Here is an 18,473-nt window from a genome sequence, read left to right as displayed (position 1 = left end):
GCCCGCGTCAGACCTTGCGCACCAGGCTCCAGATCGCCGCGCCGCCGAGGATGAGCGCGGCGCTGCGGTTCAGCCGGGCGAGGATGGCGGGGCGGCGCAGGACGTGGCGCGCCTTGGCCGCGAGCGCGGCATAGGGCGTCATGACGACGAGGAGAACGAGGGTCGTCAACGCGGCGAGCACCGCGTAGTCGCCGACCGAGACATGCCGGAGGTCCACGAGCGTCGGCAGAAGCGCCAGATAGAAGACGATGGTCTTGGGGTTGGCGAGCGTCACCGTCAGCCCGGCGATGAAGCTGCCGAGCGGGCGTTCCTTCGCCATGGCCTCGACCTCGGCCGCGTTGCCGGCCGCGCGCCAGAGCTTCCAGGCGAGCCAGCCGAGATAGAGCGCGGCGACGATGCGCACCACGATGAAGATCTCGCCAAGCGCTTCGGCGACCAGCGCGAGGCCGAACACGGCGGCGGTCAGAAAGGTCAGATCGCCGAGGATCAGCCCGAGCGTGAAGCCCATGGCCTGCCGGAAGCCGGCACCGAGCGCGCGGGCGACGAGCGCCACCACGCCGGGGCCGGGAATGGCGGCGGCGAGCGCCAGGGTCAGCGCATAGGCGAGGAAGCCGGCGGCGCTCATGCGCGCCCCGTGGAGCCGAAGCCGCCCGTGCCGCGCGCCGTCTCTTTGACGCTTTCGACAGCCGCAAAGCGCGCCTGGGGCGCCGGCGCGACGACGAGCTGCGCGATGCGCTCGCCGCGCGTCACGGTGAAGGGCTCGGACCCGAGATTGACGAGGATCGCCATGACCTCGCCGCGATAGTCGCTGTCCACGGTGCCGGGCGCGTTCAGCACCGTGACGCCATGGCGCGCGGCCAGCCCCGAGCGCGGGCGCACCTGGATTTCGAACCCTTCGGGAATGTCGAAGACGAGCCCGCTCGGCACCAGCGCCCGACCGAGCGGCGGGATGGTCAGGTCCTCGCTCACGGCGGCGCGCAGGTCGGCGCCCGCCGCGCCCGTGCTGGCATAGGCGGGAAGCTCCAGCCCGTCGGCATGGGGCAGGCGATGGACGCCGATGGTCGGGGCCGTCGTCACGAGGCGCTCTCCAGTTCCAGAAGCCGACGACTTATCTCGGCGGCCAGCCGGTCGGCAACCTCCCCTTTCGCCATGTCGGGCCATTCTTCCACGCCCGCGCGCGACACGAGCTTCACAGCGTTCCGCTCGCCGCCCATGACGCCGCCCGACACATCGTTGGCGACGATGAGATCGGCGCCCTTGGCCTCCAGCTTGCGCGTCGCATTCACCAGGAGATCGTTGGTCTCGGCGGCGAAACCGACCACGAGGCGCGGGCGGCGCGGGCCCGTGCCAACGGTCCGCAGGATGTCGGGGTTTTCCACGAGCGGCAGGGTCGGCGGCCCCTCGCCCGCGCGCTTCTTGATCTTCTCGCCGGCCTCGCTCGTCACGCGCCAGTCCGCCACCGCCGCGACGAAGACGGCGGCGTCCGCCGGCAGCGCCGCGTCCACCGCCGCCAGCATTTCGCGTGCCGTTTCGACATGGACGGTGCGGACGCCCATCGGATCGGGCAGCGCGACGGGGCCGGAGACGAGCGTTACATCAGCGCCGAGCCGGGCGAGGCTCGCGGCGATCGCATGGCCCTGCCGGCCGGAGGAGCGGTTGGCGATATAGCGCACGGGGTCGATCGGCTCGTGCGTCGGGCCGGAGGTCACGAGAATATGCCGCCCCGCGAGCGGGCGATCCTGGGGTCCGAGGATGCGTTCGGCCGCCGCCACGATCTCCAGCGGCTCGGCCATGCGTCCCTCGCCCGCTTCGCCGCTTTCGGCCATCTCGCCCTTGTTCGGGCCGATCGTGTGGAGACCGTCCGCCTGCAAGGTCTGGACGCTGCGGCGCGTCGCGGGATGCGCCCACATGGCCGGGTTCATGGCAGGGGCGAGGAGCACGGGCGCGTTGGTCGCGAGAAGAATGGCGCCGGCCAGATCGTCCCCGATCCCGGCCGCCATCTTGCCCATGCGCGTGGCGCTGGCCGGCGCGAGGATCACGAGATCGGCCGAGCGGGCGAGCCGGATATGGCCGACATCGTGCTCGTCGTCCCGGCTGAAGAGATCGCCATAGACCTTGGTGCCCGCCAGCGCGCCGAGCGACAGGGGCGTGACGAACTCCGCCGCCGCCTTCGTCATGACCGGCGTCACCTTGGCACCGCGCTGGCGCAGGCGGCGCACGAGGTCGAGGCACTTATAGGCCGCGATGCCGCCGCCGATGATCAGAAGAATGCGCTTGTCGGCAAGGGTCATGGCGGCAAGGGTCGAGGCTGCGGTCATGGGCGCTCGCGTCACAGGGCGGGTCGGATGTCGGTGTGGACGAAATCGTCGCCTTTGAAGAGAAGCGGGGCGTTGTGTCGACGCGCCAACGCATAGGCGAAGCAATCACCATAGTTCAGTTTGGCGGGATGCCCGGAGCCGCGCCCGAAACGCCGATGGGCATCGATCGCCAATTCCATCTGCGGCGCGTCGAAGGCACGCAGCTCTACGCTGCCCAGTTCCAGAAGCGCGTCGAGGCGGGAGACTCCCTCATGCCCCCAGCGAGAGCGAACGACGATATACGCTTCGACCGCCGTGGCAGCGGAAAGCACGAGGTCCGTTCTGGAACCCAAGATCGCGCCAAACTGTGCCGCATCAGGCTCTCTCGCGATGATTGCCACCAACGCGGATGTGTCGATCACGATCACGGAAGGAAGTCGTTGATCTCGTCCGACACAGCCTTCTGGTCGAATGGCTCCAACGGCGGGTGAGCAAGCGCCATGATCCGTTCGAACCGCTCGCGCGCGTCCGCCTCGCTTCTGTAGGGAGACTGCGGCACGTCCTCGACGAGCGCCTGCAAGGCCAAGCGCAGATCCTGCTCCATCGAGCGACCATTGCGAGCGGCTCGAACTTGAAGCTTGCGCTTGAGATCCTCGTCAATGTTACGGATGGTCAGGCTGGCCATAACATGATCCTCCTTGATTGGAAGATACGTCCCCGACGATGCGTCTGCAATGCAATCACCCTACCCGAAGGTGAGCTGCCAGGCGATCACCACCAGCGCCACGGCCGAGGCCACTTGCGCGATATGGCTGATGATGAGGCCGGTGCGCGATTCCTTGGCGAGTTCCATCAGGTCGTCGTCGTTGATGTGAACGCCGTTCTCGATGAGATCGGGCATGTTCTTGGCGAAGACTTCCATCCCCGTCGCGAAATCGGGCAGGCGCTTGGCGATGCGGCCGAGCGCCTCCAGCCCCTCGCGCGCGTCCCTGAGCTTCGCCGCCGGGCCGATCTCGGAAAGGATGTAGTCGGACACGACGGGCTCGGCCGCTTCCCACATGTTGAAGCGAGGGTCGTAGGAGCGCGCGACGCCCTCCACCACGACCATGGTCTTCTGCAGGAGCACCAGCTCGGGCCGCGTGTGCATGTCGAACAGCTCCGTCACCTCGAAGAGAAGCGTCAGGAGATGGGCCATGGAAATGGTTTCGGCCGGCTGGCCATGGATCGGCTCGCCGATGGCGCGAAGCGCCTGCGCAAAGGAGAGCACGTCCTGATTGCGCGGCACATAGCCGGCCTCGAAATGCACCTCGGCCACGCGGCGATAATCGCGCCGGATGAAGCCGTAGAGAATTTCGGCGAGGAAGCGGCGCGAGTCGGCCGCCAGCCGGCCGACGATGCCGAGATCGACCGCGACGATCGTGCCGTCGGGCGCGACGAAGAGATTGCCCGGATGCATGTCGGCATGGAAGAAGCCGTCGCGCATCGAGTGCCGCAGGAAGGACTGGATGAGGTTGACGCCGAGCTGCGGCAGGTCGTGACCGGCGGCGCGCACGGCCTCGACATTGTTCATCTTGATGCCGTCCACCCATTCCATGGTGAGGACGTCGCGGCCCGTGCGCTCCCAGTCGATGCCGGGCACGCGGAAGCCCGGATCGTCCTTGATGTTGTCGGCCATCTCGGACGACGCCGCCGCTTCCAGCCGCAGGTCCATCTCGATGCGGGTGGACTGGGCGAGCGTTTCCACCACGGCGACCGGCCGCAGGCGGCGCGAGGACCGCACCACCGTTTCCAGAACCTTGGCGATGAAGGCGAAGGCTTCCAGCTCGCGCAGGAAGCGCTGACGCACGCCCGGCCGGATGACCTTGACCGCGACGAAGCGCTCCTCGCCCTCGCGCGTCAGCACCCGCGCCCTATGGACCTGCGCGATGGACGCCGCGCCGACCACTTCGCCGAATTCCAGAAACAGATTGTCGATCCGCCGGCCGAGCGTCACTTCGATCGTCTCGATCGCGATCTCGCGCGGGAAGGGCGGCACCTTGTCCTGCAGATGGCTGAGCTCGACGGCGATCTGCGTGCCGACGATGTCGGGGCGCGTCGCCAGGAACTGGCCGAGCTTCACATAGGACGGGCCGAGACGGTTCAGCGCGGCCGACAGGCGGTCCTTGCGGGCCGTCTTCTTGGCCGAGCGGCGCGCGAGAAGCCCGGCCGCCTTGTGGGCGAGCGCGGCCATGGGCGGCAGGCCCTCGGCGGGCAGCGCGGAAAACACGCCCTCGCGGGCCATGATGTAGACCGCCCGGACGAGGGCGATCGTGCCGGTGACGGGATTGGCCACGGGCTCTTACAGCTTCCAGCCGGAATGGATGGCCGCGATGCCGCCCGTCAGATTGCGATAGGTCACGCGGTCGAAGCCGGCCTTGCGGATGGCGCTCGCGAAATTCACCTGATTGGGGAAGCGGCGGATGGATTCGACGAGATACTCGTAGCTGTCGCGATCCTTGGCCACGGCCTGCCCGATGGCGGGAATGGCCTTGAAGCTCCAGAGATCGTAGATCTTGTCGAGAACCGGCAGCTCGACCTCGGAGAATTCGAGGCACAGGAAGCGCCCGCCGGGCTTCAAGACGCGAAAGGCTTCCTCCAGCGCCAGATCGATGCGCGGCACGTTGCGGATGCCGAACGCGATCGTATAGGCGTCGAAGCTCTCCGCCGGCAGTTTCAGGTCCTCGGCATTGCCTTCCACGAAGAGAAGATTGCCGTCGAGCCCCTTCTTGCGGGCGCGCTCGGCGCCGACCGCGAGCATGGAGCCGTTGATGTCGAGCACCGTGCCCTCGGCCTGCCGGCTGGAGGCCTCCACGATGCGCATGGCGACGTCGCCCGTGCCGCCGGCGACATCGAGAAAGCGCCAGCCCGGCCGCTTGGACGGGGCCACCATGTTGACCAGCGCGTCCTTCCAGAGCCGGTGCATGCCGCCCGACATGAGGTCGTTCATGATGTCGTAGCGCTCGGCGACGCGGTGGAACACCTCGTTGACGCGCGCCTGCTTCTCGTCCCGACCCGACACGGTCTCGAAGCCATAGGAGGTTTCCATGCCTTCCGCGGAGCCGACTCGGGATTCAGACATCGTTCACCTCTTAAGGTTTGCCCATGGCCGAAGCGGGCCTATAGGAAGCATCGGCCGGCGGGACGGCCCGTTTCGCGCCGGTCTTAAACCAAGCGAACCGCGAGCGCCATCGGCGCTTGGAAGTCGCCCGCGTGACGACAGGTAGGTGCCATGCCCGAATTGCCAGAGGTGGAGACGGTTCGCCGGGGTCTTTCGCCCGTGATGGAGGGCGCGCGGATCGAGCGCGTCGAGATGCGCCGGCCGGACCTGCGCTTTCCGCTGCCAGAGCGCTTCGCCGAGCGCGTGGGCGGGCGGCGCATCGAGAGCCTGTCGCGGCGGGCGAAATATCTTCTGGCCGATCTCGAGGGCGATCTCGTGCTCGCCATGCATCTCGGCATGTCCGGCTCCTTCCGCATCGAGACGGCGGGCGCAGAGGCATCCGAGCCGGTGGCCGGTGCGGCCTTTCACCTCGCCCGCTCGGAAGACAAGCTGCACGACCACGTTCTCTTCCACATCCGGCGCCCGGACGGCACGCCCGCGCGCATCGTCTTCAACGACCCGCGCCGCTTCGGCTACATGACGCTGTTTCCCCGCGCCGAGATGGCCGACCACCCGCATTTTCGCGCGCTCGGGCTGGAGCCGACCGGCAACACGCTGTCGGGCGCCGATCTCGCGCCGCGCTTTCGCGGCAAGGCCGCGCCCTTGAAGGCCGCGCTTCTCGACCAGACCATCATCGCCGGTCTCGGCAATATCTATGTCTGCGAAGCGCTCTGGCGCGCACGCCTGTCGCCCCGGCGCGAGGCGGGGACGCTCGTGAAGAAGGACGGCACGGCGACGCAGCGGCTCGACGCGCTCGCGCTTCACATTCGCGAGACCATTGCGGATGCGATCGAGGCCGGCGGATCAACCTTGCGGGACTATCGGCAGGCCGACGGAAGTCTCGGCTATTTCCAGCACCGCTTCAACGTCTACGACCGCGAAGGCGAGCCCTGCCGGCACGAGGGCTGCCGGGGCATCGTCGCGCGCATCGTGCAATCGGGCCGCTCGACCTTCTTCTGCCCGGTCTGCCAGCGCTGAGCCGAACGGACCCGGCCAAGACGTTCGCCCCCGAGTCGCCCTGTCGCGCCCCCTATGCGCGGGGAGGCTGCGGCCTACGATTGGGGGGACGCGGCGAATGCGAGGCGAGAGCTTGAACGACACCCGAACGCAGCCCTCCAAGGAGCGAGACGTCGCCGACGCGGCGCTCCTGGTGGAGGATCTTGCCAAATCGGTCGGCGCCGACCGGCAGCTCTTTTCCGGGCTGGACCTTGCGGTGCGGCCGGGCGAACTCGTCGCGATCGTCGGGGAATCGGGCGTCGGCAAGTCGACGCTCCTCAATATCCTCGCCGGGCTCGACGACGCCGATCGGGGCGAGGTTCGGATCGAAGGGACCCTGCTCGGCACCCTGGACGAGGCGGCGCGCACCAAGCTGCGGCGAGAGCGCATCGGCTTCGTGTTCCAGGCCTTCCACATCCTTCCCTATCTGACGCTTCGCCAGAACGTCGCCCTGCCGCTGGCGCTGGTCTCGAACAAGCGCGCCGCGATCGAGACGCGCGCCGAGGCCATGCTGGAAGCGGTGGGCCTCGGCACGCGCGGCGGCGACTATGCGCGCGACCTGTCGGGCGGCGAGATGCAGCGCGTCGCCATCGCCCGCGCCCTGATCCACCGGCCCGCCCTGATTCTGGCCGACGAGCCGACCGGCAATCTCGACCCCGAAACGGCCGGGCGCATCCTCTCCCTCTTCGCCGAGCAGGTGCGCAGTGATCAGGCCGGCGAGCGGCGCTCGGCGGCGGTGATCGTCACCCACAGCCGCGCCACGGCCGCGATCGCGGACCGAATTCTGGTGCTGACCCGGAACGGGTTGCGCGCCAGCGAAGGCCCCTCGGCGTGAGCGGCGTTCGCTCCGACCTCGCCGATGCGCGGCTGGCGCTCGGCTGGCTGATCTCGGGCGAATGGCGCGCCCATCCCTCGCGCTTTCTCGCCACCGCCCTCGCCATCGCGGTCGGCGTCGCGCTCGGCTTTGCCGTCCATCTCGTCAACGGTTCGGCGCTCAGCGCCTTCGGCGGTGCTGTGCGGGCGGTGAACGGAGCGGCCGACCTGTCGATCCGCGCCGCGACCCCGCTCGGCCTCGACGAAGCCGTCTATGGCGAGGTGGCGCGGGCGGCCGGCGTGCGCGACGCCAGCCCCGTGGTGAGCCTGGAGGCACGGACCGAGCGCGGCGCGCTGACGCTGCTCGGGCTCGACGTGATGCGCGCCATCCGCGTGACGCCGAGCCTCGTCGGTCTTAGCCCCCGCGGCCCGGACACGACCAACAACGACGTGTTCGACCCCGACGCGCTCTATCTCTCGCGCGCCGCGCAAGCCGCGCTCGGCGCCCGCGTCGGGCAGACCATCACCCTGTCCGCCCATGGCCGGACGGCGCGCTTTCGCGTCGCGGGCGCCCTGCCCGGCGTGCCGGAAGGTCAGGCTCTCGGCGTCATCGACATCGCCAGCGCGCAATGGCGCTTCGATCGCTTGGGAACGATCGACCGGATCGACCTTGCTTTGAGCGATCGCAACGCGGCCGAGCCGGCCCTGCGCGCGCTTCTTCCCGCAGGCGCGACGCTGGCGAGCAGCGAGACCGAGGAAGCGCAAGGGAGCGCCCTGTCGCGCGCCTATCGCGTGAATCTCGACATGCTGGCGCTGGTGGCGCTGCTGACCGGCGGCTTTCTCGTGTTCTCCGCGCAGTCCCTGTCGGTCGCGCGCCGGCTTCGCGCCTTCGCGCTCGTGCGCACGCTCGGCCTGCCCCGGCGCGGCGTGGTGGCCGCGGTGGCGCTGGAAGGGCTCCTGATCGGCGTTCTCGGCGCGGTTGCGGGCCTTGCCGCAGGCTACGGCCTCGCCGTTCTGGCGCTGCGCTTCTTCGGCGGGGATCTGGGCGCCGGCTATTTCAGCGGCGCCTCGCGCATCGTGTTCCAGCCGGGCGCGGCGCTCCTCTTCTTCGCGCTCGGCCTTGCGGCGGCGCTCGCGGGCAGCATCCTGCCGGCCCGCGCCGCCTCGCGCGCCGCGCCCGCCGCCGCGCTGAAGAACAGCGGCGATCTTCTCGATCCGCGCAAGCCGGTCCCCTGGAAGCCGGCGGCCCTTCTCCTGGCGCTCGGCGTCGGCGCCGCGCTTCTGCCGGCCGTGGCGCGGCTTCCCGTCTTCGGCTTTGTCGGCATGGCGCTGATGCTGGCGGGAGGCGTCGCGGGCGTGCCCTTCCTGTCGCGCCTCCTCCTCGCCCCGCTCGCCCGGCGGAAGGGCCGCTCGGTGTCCGGCCAGCTCGCCACGCGCCATCTCCACGGCGCGCCGGGACAGGCGGCGACCGCGCTTTGCGGCATCGTCGCCTCGACCGCCCTGATGATCGCGATGGCCACGATGGTCACGAGCTTTCGCGGCGCGGTGGACGAATGGCTCGGACAGGTGCTTTCGGCCGATCTCTACCTGCGCGCGGAGGGCGCCGGCTTCGACCCGGAGACGCAGGCTCGCATGGCCGCCGTTCCGGGTGTCGCGAGCCTCACCTTCAGCCGTCAGTTTCCCCTCACGATCGAGCCCGACGAGCCGCCGGTGACGCTGATCGCGCGGCCCGTCGACCCGGCCCGCCCGGAAGGGCTCCTGACGCTGATCGAGGGGCCACGGACGCCCGCTCCCGGCACGCGTCCCGTCTATGTCTCCGAACCCGCCTCGCGCCTCTACGGATGGGACCTCGGCGACACGATCGCCCTGCCGATCGGCACGGGCGCGGAGCGCTTTGCGGTGGCCGGCATCTGGCGCGACTATGCGCGGCAGGCCGGCGCGGTGATCCTTCCCGAAGCCGACTATACGCGCCTCACGGGAGACCGGACGCGCGACGAGGCCATGGCGATGCTGGACCCCGGCGCGGACGAAGCCGCCGTGCAGGCCGGGCTCGTCGCCGCCCTGCCCGAGGCCATCAGGCCCGGCGTCACCGCCTCGCGCCCGGCCGAGCTGAGGCGTTTCGCGCTCGATCTCTTCGATCGCTCCTTCGCCGTCACCTATGTTCTGGAAGGCGTCGCCATTCTCGTCGGCCTCGCCGGCGTCGCGGCCACCGTTTCGGCGCAGACCTTGGCGCGTTCGCGCGAGTTCGGAATGCTGCGCCATCTCGGCCTCACCAAGGGCCAGATCCTCGCCATGCTGGCGCGCGAGGGCGCGCTGCTCGGGCTCGTCGGCGGCATTGCCGGCGTGCTCCTCGGCCTCGCGCTGGCGCAGGTGCTGATCCACGTCATCAACCCGCAATCCTTCAACTGGACCATGGCGACCCGCCTGCCCCTCGGCACGGTCCCGCTCGTGGTCGCCGCGCTGGTTCTGGCGGCGGCGGGAACAGCGATCCTCGCCGGCCGGCGGGCGACGCATCGAAGCGCGGTTCTGGCCGTGCGGGAGGATTGGTGATGCGGCAGATCTTGGCCTGTTTCCTCGCTTTCGCGACGCTCGCCGCGCCCCTACGCGCGGCCGAGATCGCCTATCCGCCGGTCGTGCCGGGGGCGGCGCTCGCCTTCCCGCGCGACCATGGCGCCCATCCCGACTTCCGCACCGAATGGTGGTATGTCACCGGCTGGCTGAAGACCGCTGACGGGCGCGATCTCGGCTTTCAGGTGACGTTCTTCCGCACCCGGCCGGACGTCGACCCGGCCAATCCGAGCCGCTTTTCGCCGAGCCAGATCCTCTTTGCCCATGCCGGCCTGTCGGACCCGGCGGTCGGGCATCTCCTGCATGGCGAACGCTCGGCCCGCGCCGGATTCGGCCTCGCGCAAGCCGCGGAGGCGGATGCCGACGTGACGCTGCAGGACTGGCGCTTCCGGCGCGAAGCGGACGGGCGGTTCACGACGGAGGTCGCGACCGGCGAATTCGCCCTCGACCTCGCCTTCCAGCCGACGCAGCCGATCCTCCTTCAGGGCGAAAACGGCTACAGCCAGAAGGGGCCGAACCCGATCGAGGCCAGCTACTACTATTCCATGCCGCATCTTGCCGTCTCCGGCACCGTCACGTGCGAGGGGAGAGCCGAGGCGGTGACGGGCGAGGCCTGGCTCGACCGCGAATGGTCCTCGACGCTTCTCTCAGCCGAGGCGTCGGGCTGGGACTGGACGGGGCTCAATCTTGACGATGGCGGCGCGCTCGTCGCCTTTCGCATTCGCGGACGCGACGGCGGCACGGTCTATGCCGGCGGCTCCTATCGCCGGGCGGACGGCACGATCACGCGGTTTCGGCCGGAAGACGTGGCGCTGGAGCCGCTCCAGACCTGGCGTTCGCCGCGCACCGACGCCGTCTATCCCGTGGAGCAGCGCCTGACCCTGCGCCTGCCCGAGGGCGAGCGGAGCTTCCATCTGAAGCCGCTCTTTCCCGACCAGGAGCTCGACGGGCGCTCGGGCGGCTTGCCTGTTTATTGGGAAGGCGCGGTGTCGGCGCCGGGCGCGCGCGGCTATCTGGAACTCACCGGCTACGCCTCGCCGCTGCGCCTGTAGGCCGCCTCGAACTCGGCGCTCAGTTCCGCTTCCCGCGTCTCGTAGCGGGGCGAATAATGATGGGCTACGGCGCGCCGCGCGCCGGCTTCGCGCGCGAGCGTGCCGGCTTGCGCGGCGGTCAGATGGTGCCGGCCATTGGCGATGGCGCGATCGGCGTCGAGAAAGCCGGCTTCGATGAAGAGCGTGTCGGCGTCCTTCGCGATGGCTCGGATACCCTTGCGGTTCGCCTCGCTCCATCCCGCATCGGTGACATAGGCGACGCGCTGGCCATCGGCCGTTTGCAGCGCGCCGGCCTGAACCAGCGCCTCCAGCGAAAGCGCTTGCCCCTCCGGCCCCTCCACGTCCCCGCCCTCGCCGGCCCGCAGACGTTCCTTGGCGCGGGAAAGCCAGGGGCCGACGGCAAGCCCCATCTCGTCCAGCCTCGCCTTGTGGACATTCACCCGCAGCCGTTCCTGCAGGGCGAAGGCGAGCGAGGGAATTCCGTGGTCGAGCGGCACCGCCTCTACCAGGAGACCTGGCTCGGCGAGGACCACGCCGGGCGGAAGATCGGGCAAGCTTAAGAGCTGGGGACGAAACCTCGCGGGGTCGGCGGGTCGGATCTTTCCGTCGCTCGCTTCGTCGTGAATGCTCGCCGATGCCGCCGGCATCGACTGCGCTTCGCTCCTAGCGAGCGAACGAAAATCTCTCGACCCTCCTCCGCCCGGAGGTTTCATCCCCAGCTCTAAGTCGGCCTGCGCGAAACCCGCCCGCGCCCGAAACAGGCCGGCCGCGACGAAGCCGCCCTCCCGCCAGTCCAGCGCCTCCAGCGCGAAATCGGGCGAGGTCTCGCCGAGGAGGTTCCAGCGATAGGCCGCGAGCTTGTGCGCCACGCCCTCGCAAAGGCCCGGCGGCCCGACGAGCCGGATGCGGCCCGGCACGTTCAATCGAAGGCGCAAGAGGCGGTCGAAGCCGGCAAAGTGATCCATGTGGAGATGCGACACGAACACATGGGTAACGCGGCCGATCTCGCGCGGCGACAGGGCGTGGATGTCCCCGAGGTCGAAGAGCATGGCGCGCCGGCCGAAGGCGAAGTCGAGATAGAGCGTGGAATCGCCGAACGCGTCGTTCACGAGACGGGGCTGAACCAAAGCGCTCATGGATGCCTTTCCCTTGATCCGGCGACGGCGCCCCACCCGGCCGCCCCGCCCCCTTCCAGCGACGGAGACGCCCCATGACCGAGCGCCGCAACCTCACCGGTTTTGCCAGCGAGAACACCGACGGAACGTTCGTGATCCATATCGTGGACGATCAAGCCGAAGTCTTCGAAATCAGCGCCAGCCGCGAGAATGTGGAGCTGATCGTCAGCAATCTCCAGGCGGTTCTGGCCGGCGAATCCGGCGAGGCGAACCATGCCAAGGGGTGATCCGGCCGAGCGAAGGGCCGCGCGGCCATGAGCGAGGCCGGCGCAAGCGCCGCAGGCCCGCAGCCGGCGAACACGCCGGACCCGTCCGCGCTTCTGTCGCAATATCGCAGCGAAATCCGGTTCGAGGGCGAGATTCTGTCGGCGCGCCTGTCGGCCTATCTGACGGCGCAGTCCTTTCTGGTGATCGCCTATGCCTCCTCCATGGCGGCGGGCTGGTCGAAGCCCGGCCTCTTCACGCTGCTCGTGCCCCTGCCCCTGTCGATCCTCGGCTTCGTCCTGTCGGTCGATGCCTGGGCGAGCCTGCGCGCTTCGGCGGGCGAGATCGAGGCCTGGCACCGGCGGCAGCAGGAGCTCATCGACCGCCACCGCGCGCTCGCGCCCTTCTGGCCGGTGGAGCGGGCGGATTCGCCGCTCGACCCGACGCTCGACCTGCGCTTCCGGCAGGGCGCGCGCTTCGCCCTGCACACGCCCTGGATCTTCGGCTTCACCTGGACCTATCTCTTCGGCGTCGCGATCTTTCTCTGGGTCTGGAAACCCTAGAGGCTGTCCATGGACAGCCTCAATCTCTCGCGCGCGATGGAACTCATCGGCCTGGCCGAAGCTTAGCCGACCAAGCCCCCAAGGCGTTTGGAAAGGTTCAAGGTCATGACAGCCGCGCCCGTCCGCTATTCCCCCGCCGTCGAAACCGTGCAGCCCGACGAGAAGGAAACACAAGCCGGTCTGAACGAGACCTTCGACACGATCCTGGAGACCACCGCGCACGACTACGGCCATGCCGTGCGCTCGGTTCATGCCAAGGCGCATGGCATTCTGGAAGGCACGATGCGCGTTCACGAGGGCCTTGCCCCGGAACTCGCGCAGGGGCTTTTCGCCAAGCCCGGCGAGCACAAGGTCTTCCTGCGCCTGTCCACCAATGCCGGCGACATCCTGCCCGACGCGATCTCGCTGCCGCGCGGCCTCGCCTTGAAGGTTCTGGATGTCGAGGGCGAGCGCCTGCCCGGCGCGGAAGGCACGACGCAGGATTTCGTCATGGTCAACGGCCCGGTCTTCCAGACCAAGACGGCCGATCAGTTTCTCGGCAATCTGAAGATGCTGGCCAAGACCACGGACCGGCTCGAAGGCACCAAGACGGTGATGTCGAGCGTTTTGCGCGGCGTCAGCAAGGCGCTGGAAACGGTGGGCATCGAAAGCCCCAAGCTCCAGTCGCTCGGCGGCGCGCCCAATGTCGATCCGCTCGGCCAGACCTATTACAGCGTCACGCCCTTCCGTTACGGCGATTATATCGCCAAGTTCAGCATCGTGCCGGTCTCGGCCGACCTGACCGAGCTGGAAGACAAGGAGATCGACGCCACCGACCGGCCGAACGCCATTCGTGAAACGGTGCAGGCCGAGATGCGCGCGCGCCGGGGCGTGTGGGAGCTGCGCGTCCAGCTCTGCCGCGATCTGGAGCGCCAGCCGGTGGAAGACCCGACCGTCGAGTGGAACGAGGAGGAAGCGCCGTTCCAGACGGTCGCGACCATCACGGTCGATCCGCAGGACAGCTGGGACGAGAGGCGCGTGCGGGCGGTGGACGAGGAAATGCGCTTCAGCGTCTGGACCGGCCTTGCCGCCCATCAGCCGCTCGGCAACATCAACCGCGCCCGCCGCTCGGCCTACCAGCATTCCGCCGAGTTCCGCGCCCGCTTCAACCGCTGCCCGATCCACGAGCCGGCGTAAGGCGGCGATGGTCCTGCGCGTCAGCCGACAGGAAAGGGGCGTCGCTCGGCGTCCCTTTTTCGTTTCGACCGTTGGGCAGGAGCTTTGGGGCACGCCTCGCGTCGCGCACTGATGGAAAGCACGCAGGCCAGCCAGGGCCGTTTCGCGCAAGGCTCGCCCTTTCATTGTGCGGCGCGATACGATAGACGGGCCGCCCGTTTGCCATGAGCTTCGACGCGCCGTTCCGGGTGCCGCGAAGCCCTCGTTTCGCGAGCCGCTCCATGTCCCGCTTCTTTCCCGGCCTCGACTTCGGCACCACCAATTCCACCCTCGCGCTCTGCGCGCCGGGCGGTGCGCCGCGGCTTCTGCCGGTGGAAGGCGAGCATCTGACGATCCCCTCGGCGCTGTTCTTCAGCCTGGAGGACGGGCACACCTATTTCGGGCGCCGCGCCGTGTTCGAATATGTGGACGGGGCCGAAGGGCGCTTCATGCGCGCGCTGAAAAGCATTCTCGGCTCGGCCTTGATGAAGGAAACGACGCAGGTCGGGCGCGAGCGCATGACCTTCGAGGACCTGATCGGCCGCTTCCTGAAGCATCTGCGCCAGAAGCTGGAAACGGAGACCGGCGGCGAGACCGACAGCATCGTGCTCGGCCGCCCCGTGCGCTTCGTGGACGAGAGCGACGAGGCGGACGCGAACGCGCAAGGGCAGCTCGAAGCCGCCGCCCGCGCGCAGGGCTTCCGCCATATCGAGTTCCAGTTCGAGCCGGTCGCCGCCGCGCTCTATTTCGAGAGCACGATCAATGCCGAGCAATTGGCGCTGGTAGTGGATATCGGCGGCGGCACGTCGGACTTCTCGCTCCTGCGCCTGTCGCCCGAGCGCGCCCGCAATCCCGACCGGGCCGACGACATTCTCGGCACGACGGGCGTCCATGTCGGCGGCACGGATTTCGATCGGCTCTTGAACATCGCCAAGATGCAGCCGCTGCTCGGCCTCGGCTCCTCGACCGCCGACGGCAAGCGCCTGATGCCGGTCTGGTACTTCAACGACATGGCGACCTGGCACCGGATCAACACGCTCTATACGCCCAAGATCCTCGCCGACATCCGCGCCCTGCGCAAGGAAGCGGCCGAGCCCGAGAAGCTCGGGCGCATGGAGCATATGCTGGCGCATCGCTCGGGCCACCGCCTCGCCGGCGCGGTGGAGCGCGCCAAGATCGCCCTGTCGGACGAGGCCGCGACCGCCATCCAGCTGAAGGAGCCCGGTCTCGCGCTCGAAACGGCGGTGACGCGCGGCGAATTCGAGGCGGCGACGGGAGAACTCGTGGAGAAGATCGACCGCGCCATTTCCGAGGCGCTGCATCTCGGCGGCGTCGAGGCGGAGGCGGTGGACACGGTGATCCTGACGGGCGGCGGCGCACAGGTGCCGGCCGTGCAGGGCGCGGCTGTGGCGCGCTTTCCCGGCGCCCGCATCGCCCATTCCGACGCCTTCGGCTCGGTCGGCCTCGGCCTCGGCCTCGACGCGGCGCGCCGCTTCGGCTGAGGCGGGCAGGCCTTCCCCGTCGCGGCGCTTGACCGCCGCGCCGCACCATGGAATCGTCCCTGCGTGCATCCGCTCCGTAAGCGTTAACGTGAACCAACGCTCAAGCTGGCCTTCGCCGTTCCGGCAGGCCTAGGGAGTGTCGTCATGCCTGCTTTCCGCAAGCTTCCCCCGCGCCATGCCTCGATCGTGGTTCCGTTTCTTCTCTCGCTCATGATGTGCGGCGTGGTTTCGGCCATTTCCACGGCGCGGGCGCTCGGCCTGTCCGCCGACCTGCCCACCCAATGGCTGAAGGGCTGGGGCCTGTCCTGGCTCGTCGCCTTTCCGACGCTTCTCGTCGTCATGCCGCTCGTGCGTCGGCTCGCGGGCCTCCTCGTGGAGAGCCCTGCCTCCCGCTAGCGGAACGGGAGCGCGATGCGCTCCCGCCTTCCAGGCCCCCGCGATTTGCGAGCCGCGCCCGCGCGCGTTAGGACAGGCCTCCCTTAACGAGAGGCCGTTTCATGACGACGCTGACGCTCGACACCGCCCGCACCATCATCGCCGCCGCGCTCGCCAAGGGCGCGGAGCTGAAGCTGAAGCCGCTGACCGTCGCGGTGCTGGATGCCGGCGGCGCGCTCGTCGCCCTGGAGCGGCAGGACGGCGCCTCGCGCATGCGGCCCGACATCGCCATCGGCAAGGCCAATGGCGCGGTGCAGATGGGCATGGGCTCGCGCGCCCTGTGGAAGCGCGCCGAGGAGCAGCCCTATTTCATCCAGTCCATGAACGCGCTGGCCGGCGGCTCGCTCGTGCCGGTGCCGGGCGGCGTCCTGATCCGCCGCGATGGCGCGATCGTCGGCGCGGTCGGCATCACCGGCGACACGTCGGACAATGACGAGACGGCCGCAGTCGCCGGCATCGAAGCCGCCGGCCTCACCGCCGACAAGGGCTGACGCGCTCCCGCTTGAGGGCGCGGCTAAATTTTTGCCGCGCCGCAGCAGGACCTCCCTTGCCTCCTCGTGCGGCTTGCGCAAAACATGCGCAGATGGAGCCCAGCGCCCTTGCCGTTCTGATCGTCGACGAAAACCGAGCGCGGGCCACCATCATCGAGGAGGGGCTGCGCGAGGCCGGGCATGAGCGCGTGCGCGTCGTCGCCGCGATGAACGGTCTGGTGCGCGAGATCGAGCAGTTTCGTCCCGACGTGATCGTGGTGGATCTCGAAAACCCCAATCGCGACCGGCTGGAGCAGTTCTTTCAGGTGTCGCGCACCGTTCAGCGCCCCATCGCCATGTTCGTCGACCGCTCGGACGCCGCCTCCATGGAGGCCGCGATCTCGGCGGGCGTCTCGGCCTATGTGGTGGACGGGCTGAAGAAGGAGCGCGTGAAGGCGATTCTCGACATGGCCGTCCTGCGTTTCCACGCCTATTCGCGGCTGGAGCGCGAATTGCACGAGGCGCGCTCGGAACTCGCCGATCGCAAGATCGTGGAAAAGGCCAAGGGCATCCTGATGCAGCGCAGGGGCCTCAGCGAGGAAGAAAGCTACCGCCTCCTGCGCCAGACGGCGATGAACGAGAAGCGGAAGCTGGTGGAGATCGCGCGCAGCATCGTGACGGCGGCCGATCTCTTCGGCGGCGAGGTGAAGCGATGAATTCGACCCCTTCCCTTTCGGCCCCCTCCACCCTGTCCGGCCCCGCCACCCTGTCCAACCTGTCCACGCTGCCGACCGTGCGCCTCGGCTTCATTCCGCTGGTGGACGCGGCGGTGCCGATCGCGGCGGCCGCCCTCGGGCTCGACCGCGCGGCAGGGCTGCGGCTCGATCTCGTGCGGGACGTGTCCTGGTCCAACATCCGGGATCGGCTCGCCTTCCGCCAGTTCGACGCGGCCCATCTTCTCGGACCCATGGCGGTCGCCTCGCAGCTCGGCCTCGGCTCCAATCCCTATCCCGTCATCGCGCCCTTTTCGCTCGGCCTCGGCGGCAATGCGGTGACGCTGTCCATGCGCCTGTTCGAGGCGATGCGCGAGGCGGCGGACGGGGAGGACGGCGAGGAGCCCGCCGCCCATGCGCGTGCGCTCGCCCGCGTGGTCCGACAGCGCGCGGCGGCGGGCGAGGCGCCCTTGACCTTCGCGATGACCTACCCGTTCTCGTCGCACAATTACGAGTTCCGCTTCTGGATGGCGGAAGCGGGGATCGACCCGGATCGCGACGTCGCCATGACCGTCGTCCCGCCGCCGCTGACGGTGGACGCCCTGCGCTCGGGCGCGATCGACGGGTTCTGCGTCAACGCGCCCTGGAATGTCGGCGCGGTGGAAGCGGGCGTCGGGCGCATCGTCGCGGTGAAGGCCGACATCTCCCCGTCCTCGCCGGAAAAGGTGCTGGGCGTCCGGCCGGACTGGTGGGCCGAGAACGCCGAACTCGGCGCGGCGCTCCTGCGGGCGCTGAGGCAGGCGGCGCTCTGGTGCGACGGAGCGGAGAACCGGGTGGAACTCGCCTCGATCCTCGCGCGGCCGGAGCATCTCGGCGGCGACGCCGCCTCGCTCGCGAGCATCCTCGCAGGCGACCTGCGGGTGGACCGGGACGGAACGCGCCGCAACCTGCCGAACTATCTGACCTTCCATCGCGGCGAGGCCAACCGCCCACGCCCGTCCGAAGCACTCTGGGTCTACAGCCAGATGGTGCGCTGGGGACAGGTGCCCCTCGGCGAGGACATGGCCCGCCGCGCCGCCGGCGCCTTCCGGCCCGATCTCCATGACGCCGCGTTCGAAGACGCGGCATCGGGGGATTCACGTGAAACCGCGCCGGTGGGCGAACTGACGCCGGACGCGATCAAGGCCTATGTCGAGGGCTTCCCGATCCGTCGCCAGTTGGGTGACGGCGCCTTCGCCCCGTCCCGGGACTGACGCACTGCCCTTCATTTCCTCATGCTGCATACGCGAAGAGCA

Annotated in this window: 20 protein-coding genes; 12 read left to right on the top strand and 8 right to left on the bottom strand. The window is 69.2% G+C overall.

Annotated elements, in window-relative coordinates:
• Positions 1-7: 7 nt before the first annotated feature.
• The 7 genes from B146_RS0103735 to ubiE are packed head-to-tail and all read right to left on the bottom strand — an operon-like array spanning position 8 to position 5,415.
• On the bottom strand, positions 8-625 hold the full coding sequence (locus B146_RS0103735; RefSeq protein WP_019995078.1) for a LysE family translocator: 618 nt from the start codon (positions 623-625) through the stop codon (positions 8-10).
• Positions 622-1,077 carry a dUTP diphosphatase gene (dut, locus tag B146_RS0103730; RefSeq protein WP_019995077.1) on the bottom strand — a complete coding sequence of 152 codons (456 nt, stop codon included), beginning with the start codon at positions 1,075-1,077 and terminating at the stop codon, positions 622-624. Before dut ends, B146_RS0103735 begins: the two co-directional genes overlap by 4 nt.
• Entirely contained in the window at positions 1,074-2,318 is a 1,245-nt protein-coding gene (gene coaBC / locus B146_RS0103725; RefSeq protein ID WP_019995076.1) for a bifunctional phosphopantothenoylcysteine decarboxylase/phosphopantothenate--cysteine ligase CoaBC, read from the bottom strand. Before coaBC ends, dut begins: the two co-directional genes overlap by 4 nt.
• Positions 2,319-2,329: 11 nt before the next feature.
• On the bottom strand, positions 2,330-2,725 hold the full coding sequence (locus B146_RS0103720) for a type II toxin-antitoxin system VapC family toxin (protein ID WP_019995075.1): 396 nt from the start codon (positions 2,723-2,725) through the stop codon (positions 2,330-2,332).
• A complete protein-coding gene (locus B146_RS24965; protein WP_019995074.1) occupies positions 2,722-2,982 on the bottom strand; it encodes a FitA-like ribbon-helix-helix domain-containing protein in 261 nt (86 codons plus the stop codon). Before B146_RS24965 ends, B146_RS0103720 begins: the two co-directional genes overlap by 4 nt.
• Before the next feature lie 60 nt (positions 2,983-3,042).
• Positions 3,043-4,629, bottom strand: a complete 1,587-nt coding sequence (gene ubiB / locus B146_RS0103710) for a 2-polyprenylphenol 6-hydroxylase (protein ID WP_019995073.1) — start codon at positions 4,627-4,629, stop codon at positions 3,043-3,045.
• 6 nt (positions 4,630-4,635) lie between these two features.
• A complete protein-coding gene (ubiE, locus tag B146_RS0103705) occupies positions 4,636-5,415 on the bottom strand; it encodes a bifunctional demethylmenaquinone methyltransferase/2-methoxy-6-polyprenyl-1,4-benzoquinol methylase UbiE (protein ID WP_026358293.1) in 780 nt (259 codons plus the stop codon).
• Between the two features lie 150 nt (positions 5,416-5,565).
• On the opposite strand from ubiE, the gene mutM reads away from it, so the two are divergent.
• The 4 genes from mutM to B146_RS0103685 all read left to right on the top strand — a co-directional run bounded on the left by mutM (position 5,566) and on the right by B146_RS0103685 (position 10,922).
• Positions 5,566-6,471: a bifunctional DNA-formamidopyrimidine glycosylase/DNA-(apurinic or apyrimidinic site) lyase gene (gene mutM, locus B146_RS0103700; RefSeq protein WP_026358292.1), complete on the top strand. Its 906-nt coding sequence runs from the start codon at positions 5,566-5,568 to the stop codon at positions 6,469-6,471.
• A 112-nt stretch (positions 6,472-6,583) separates the two neighbouring features.
• On the top strand, positions 6,584-7,324 hold the full coding sequence (locus tag B146_RS0103695; RefSeq protein ID WP_019995070.1) for an ABC transporter ATP-binding protein: 741 nt from the start codon (positions 6,584-6,586) through the stop codon (positions 7,322-7,324).
• Entirely contained in the window at positions 7,321-9,852 is a 2,532-nt protein-coding gene (locus B146_RS0103690; protein ID WP_019995069.1) for an FtsX-like permease family protein, read from the top strand. The genes B146_RS0103695 and B146_RS0103690 overlap by 4 nt, the downstream gene beginning before the upstream one ends.
• Positions 9,852-10,922, top strand: coding sequence for a lipocalin-like domain-containing protein (locus B146_RS0103685; protein ID WP_019995068.1), 1,071 nt, complete (start codon positions 9,852-9,854; stop codon positions 10,920-10,922). Before B146_RS0103690 ends, B146_RS0103685 begins: the two co-directional genes overlap by 1 nt.
• Here B146_RS0103685 and B146_RS29700 read toward each other — a convergent pair.
• Positions 10,898-12,058, bottom strand: a complete 1,161-nt coding sequence (locus tag B146_RS29700; RefSeq protein ID WP_019995067.1) for an MBL fold metallo-hydrolase — start codon at positions 12,056-12,058, stop codon at positions 10,898-10,900. The two genes, B146_RS0103685 and B146_RS29700, sit on opposite strands and share 25 nt — an antisense overlap.
• 74 nt (positions 12,059-12,132) lie before the next feature.
• On the opposite strand from B146_RS29700, the gene B146_RS0103675 reads away from it, so the two are divergent.
• From B146_RS0103675 to B146_RS0103640, 8 genes are all read left to right on the top strand, one after another.
• Positions 12,133-12,324 (top strand): hypothetical protein, encoded by a 192-nt coding sequence (locus B146_RS0103675; RefSeq protein WP_019995066.1) that lies wholly within the window; start codon positions 12,133-12,135, stop codon positions 12,322-12,324.
• Positions 12,325-12,351: 27 nt separating this feature from the next.
• Positions 12,352-12,864 carry a hypothetical protein gene (locus tag B146_RS24960; protein ID WP_019995065.1) on the top strand — a complete coding sequence of 171 codons (513 nt, stop codon included), beginning with the start codon at positions 12,352-12,354 and terminating at the stop codon, positions 12,862-12,864.
• A gap of 105 nt (positions 12,865-12,969) precedes the next feature.
• A complete protein-coding gene (locus B146_RS0103665; RefSeq protein ID WP_019995064.1) occupies positions 12,970-14,040 on the top strand; it encodes a catalase family protein in 1,071 nt (356 codons plus the stop codon).
• 260 nt (positions 14,041-14,300) lie between these two features.
• A complete protein-coding gene (locus B146_RS0103660; protein ID WP_019995063.1) occupies positions 14,301-15,560 on the top strand; it encodes an Hsp70 family protein in 1,260 nt (419 codons plus the stop codon).
• Between the two features lie 144 nt (positions 15,561-15,704).
• Positions 15,705-15,956: a DUF2798 domain-containing protein gene (locus B146_RS0103655; protein ID WP_019995062.1), complete on the top strand. Its 252-nt coding sequence runs from the start codon at positions 15,705-15,707 to the stop codon at positions 15,954-15,956.
• A 101-nt stretch (positions 15,957-16,057) separates the two neighbouring features.
• Entirely contained in the window at positions 16,058-16,486 is a 429-nt protein-coding gene (locus tag B146_RS0103650; RefSeq protein WP_019995061.1) for a GlcG/HbpS family heme-binding protein, read from the top strand.
• A 92-nt stretch (positions 16,487-16,578) separates the two neighbouring features.
• The gene (locus B146_RS0103645; RefSeq protein ID WP_019995060.1) at positions 16,579-17,181 is read left to right on the top strand and encodes an ANTAR domain-containing response regulator; all 603 of its coding nucleotides are present in this window, start codon (positions 16,579-16,581) and stop codon (positions 17,179-17,181) included.
• Positions 17,178-18,431, top strand: coding sequence for a CmpA/NrtA family ABC transporter substrate-binding protein (locus tag B146_RS0103640; protein WP_019995059.1), 1,254 nt, complete (start codon positions 17,178-17,180; stop codon positions 18,429-18,431). The genes B146_RS0103645 and B146_RS0103640 overlap by 4 nt, the downstream gene beginning before the upstream one ends.
• Positions 18,432-18,473 lie beyond the last annotated feature (42 nt).

Origin of the sequence: Aureimonas ureilytica DSM 18598 = NBRC 106430 (assembly GCF_000382705.1) — a bacterium.
Lineage (GTDB): Bacteria > Pseudomonadota > Alphaproteobacteria > Rhizobiales > Rhizobiaceae > Aureimonas > Aureimonas ureilytica.
The sequence above is the reverse complement of the archived record's forward strand: the minus strand, read 5'-3'. Positions and strand labels throughout refer to the sequence as shown.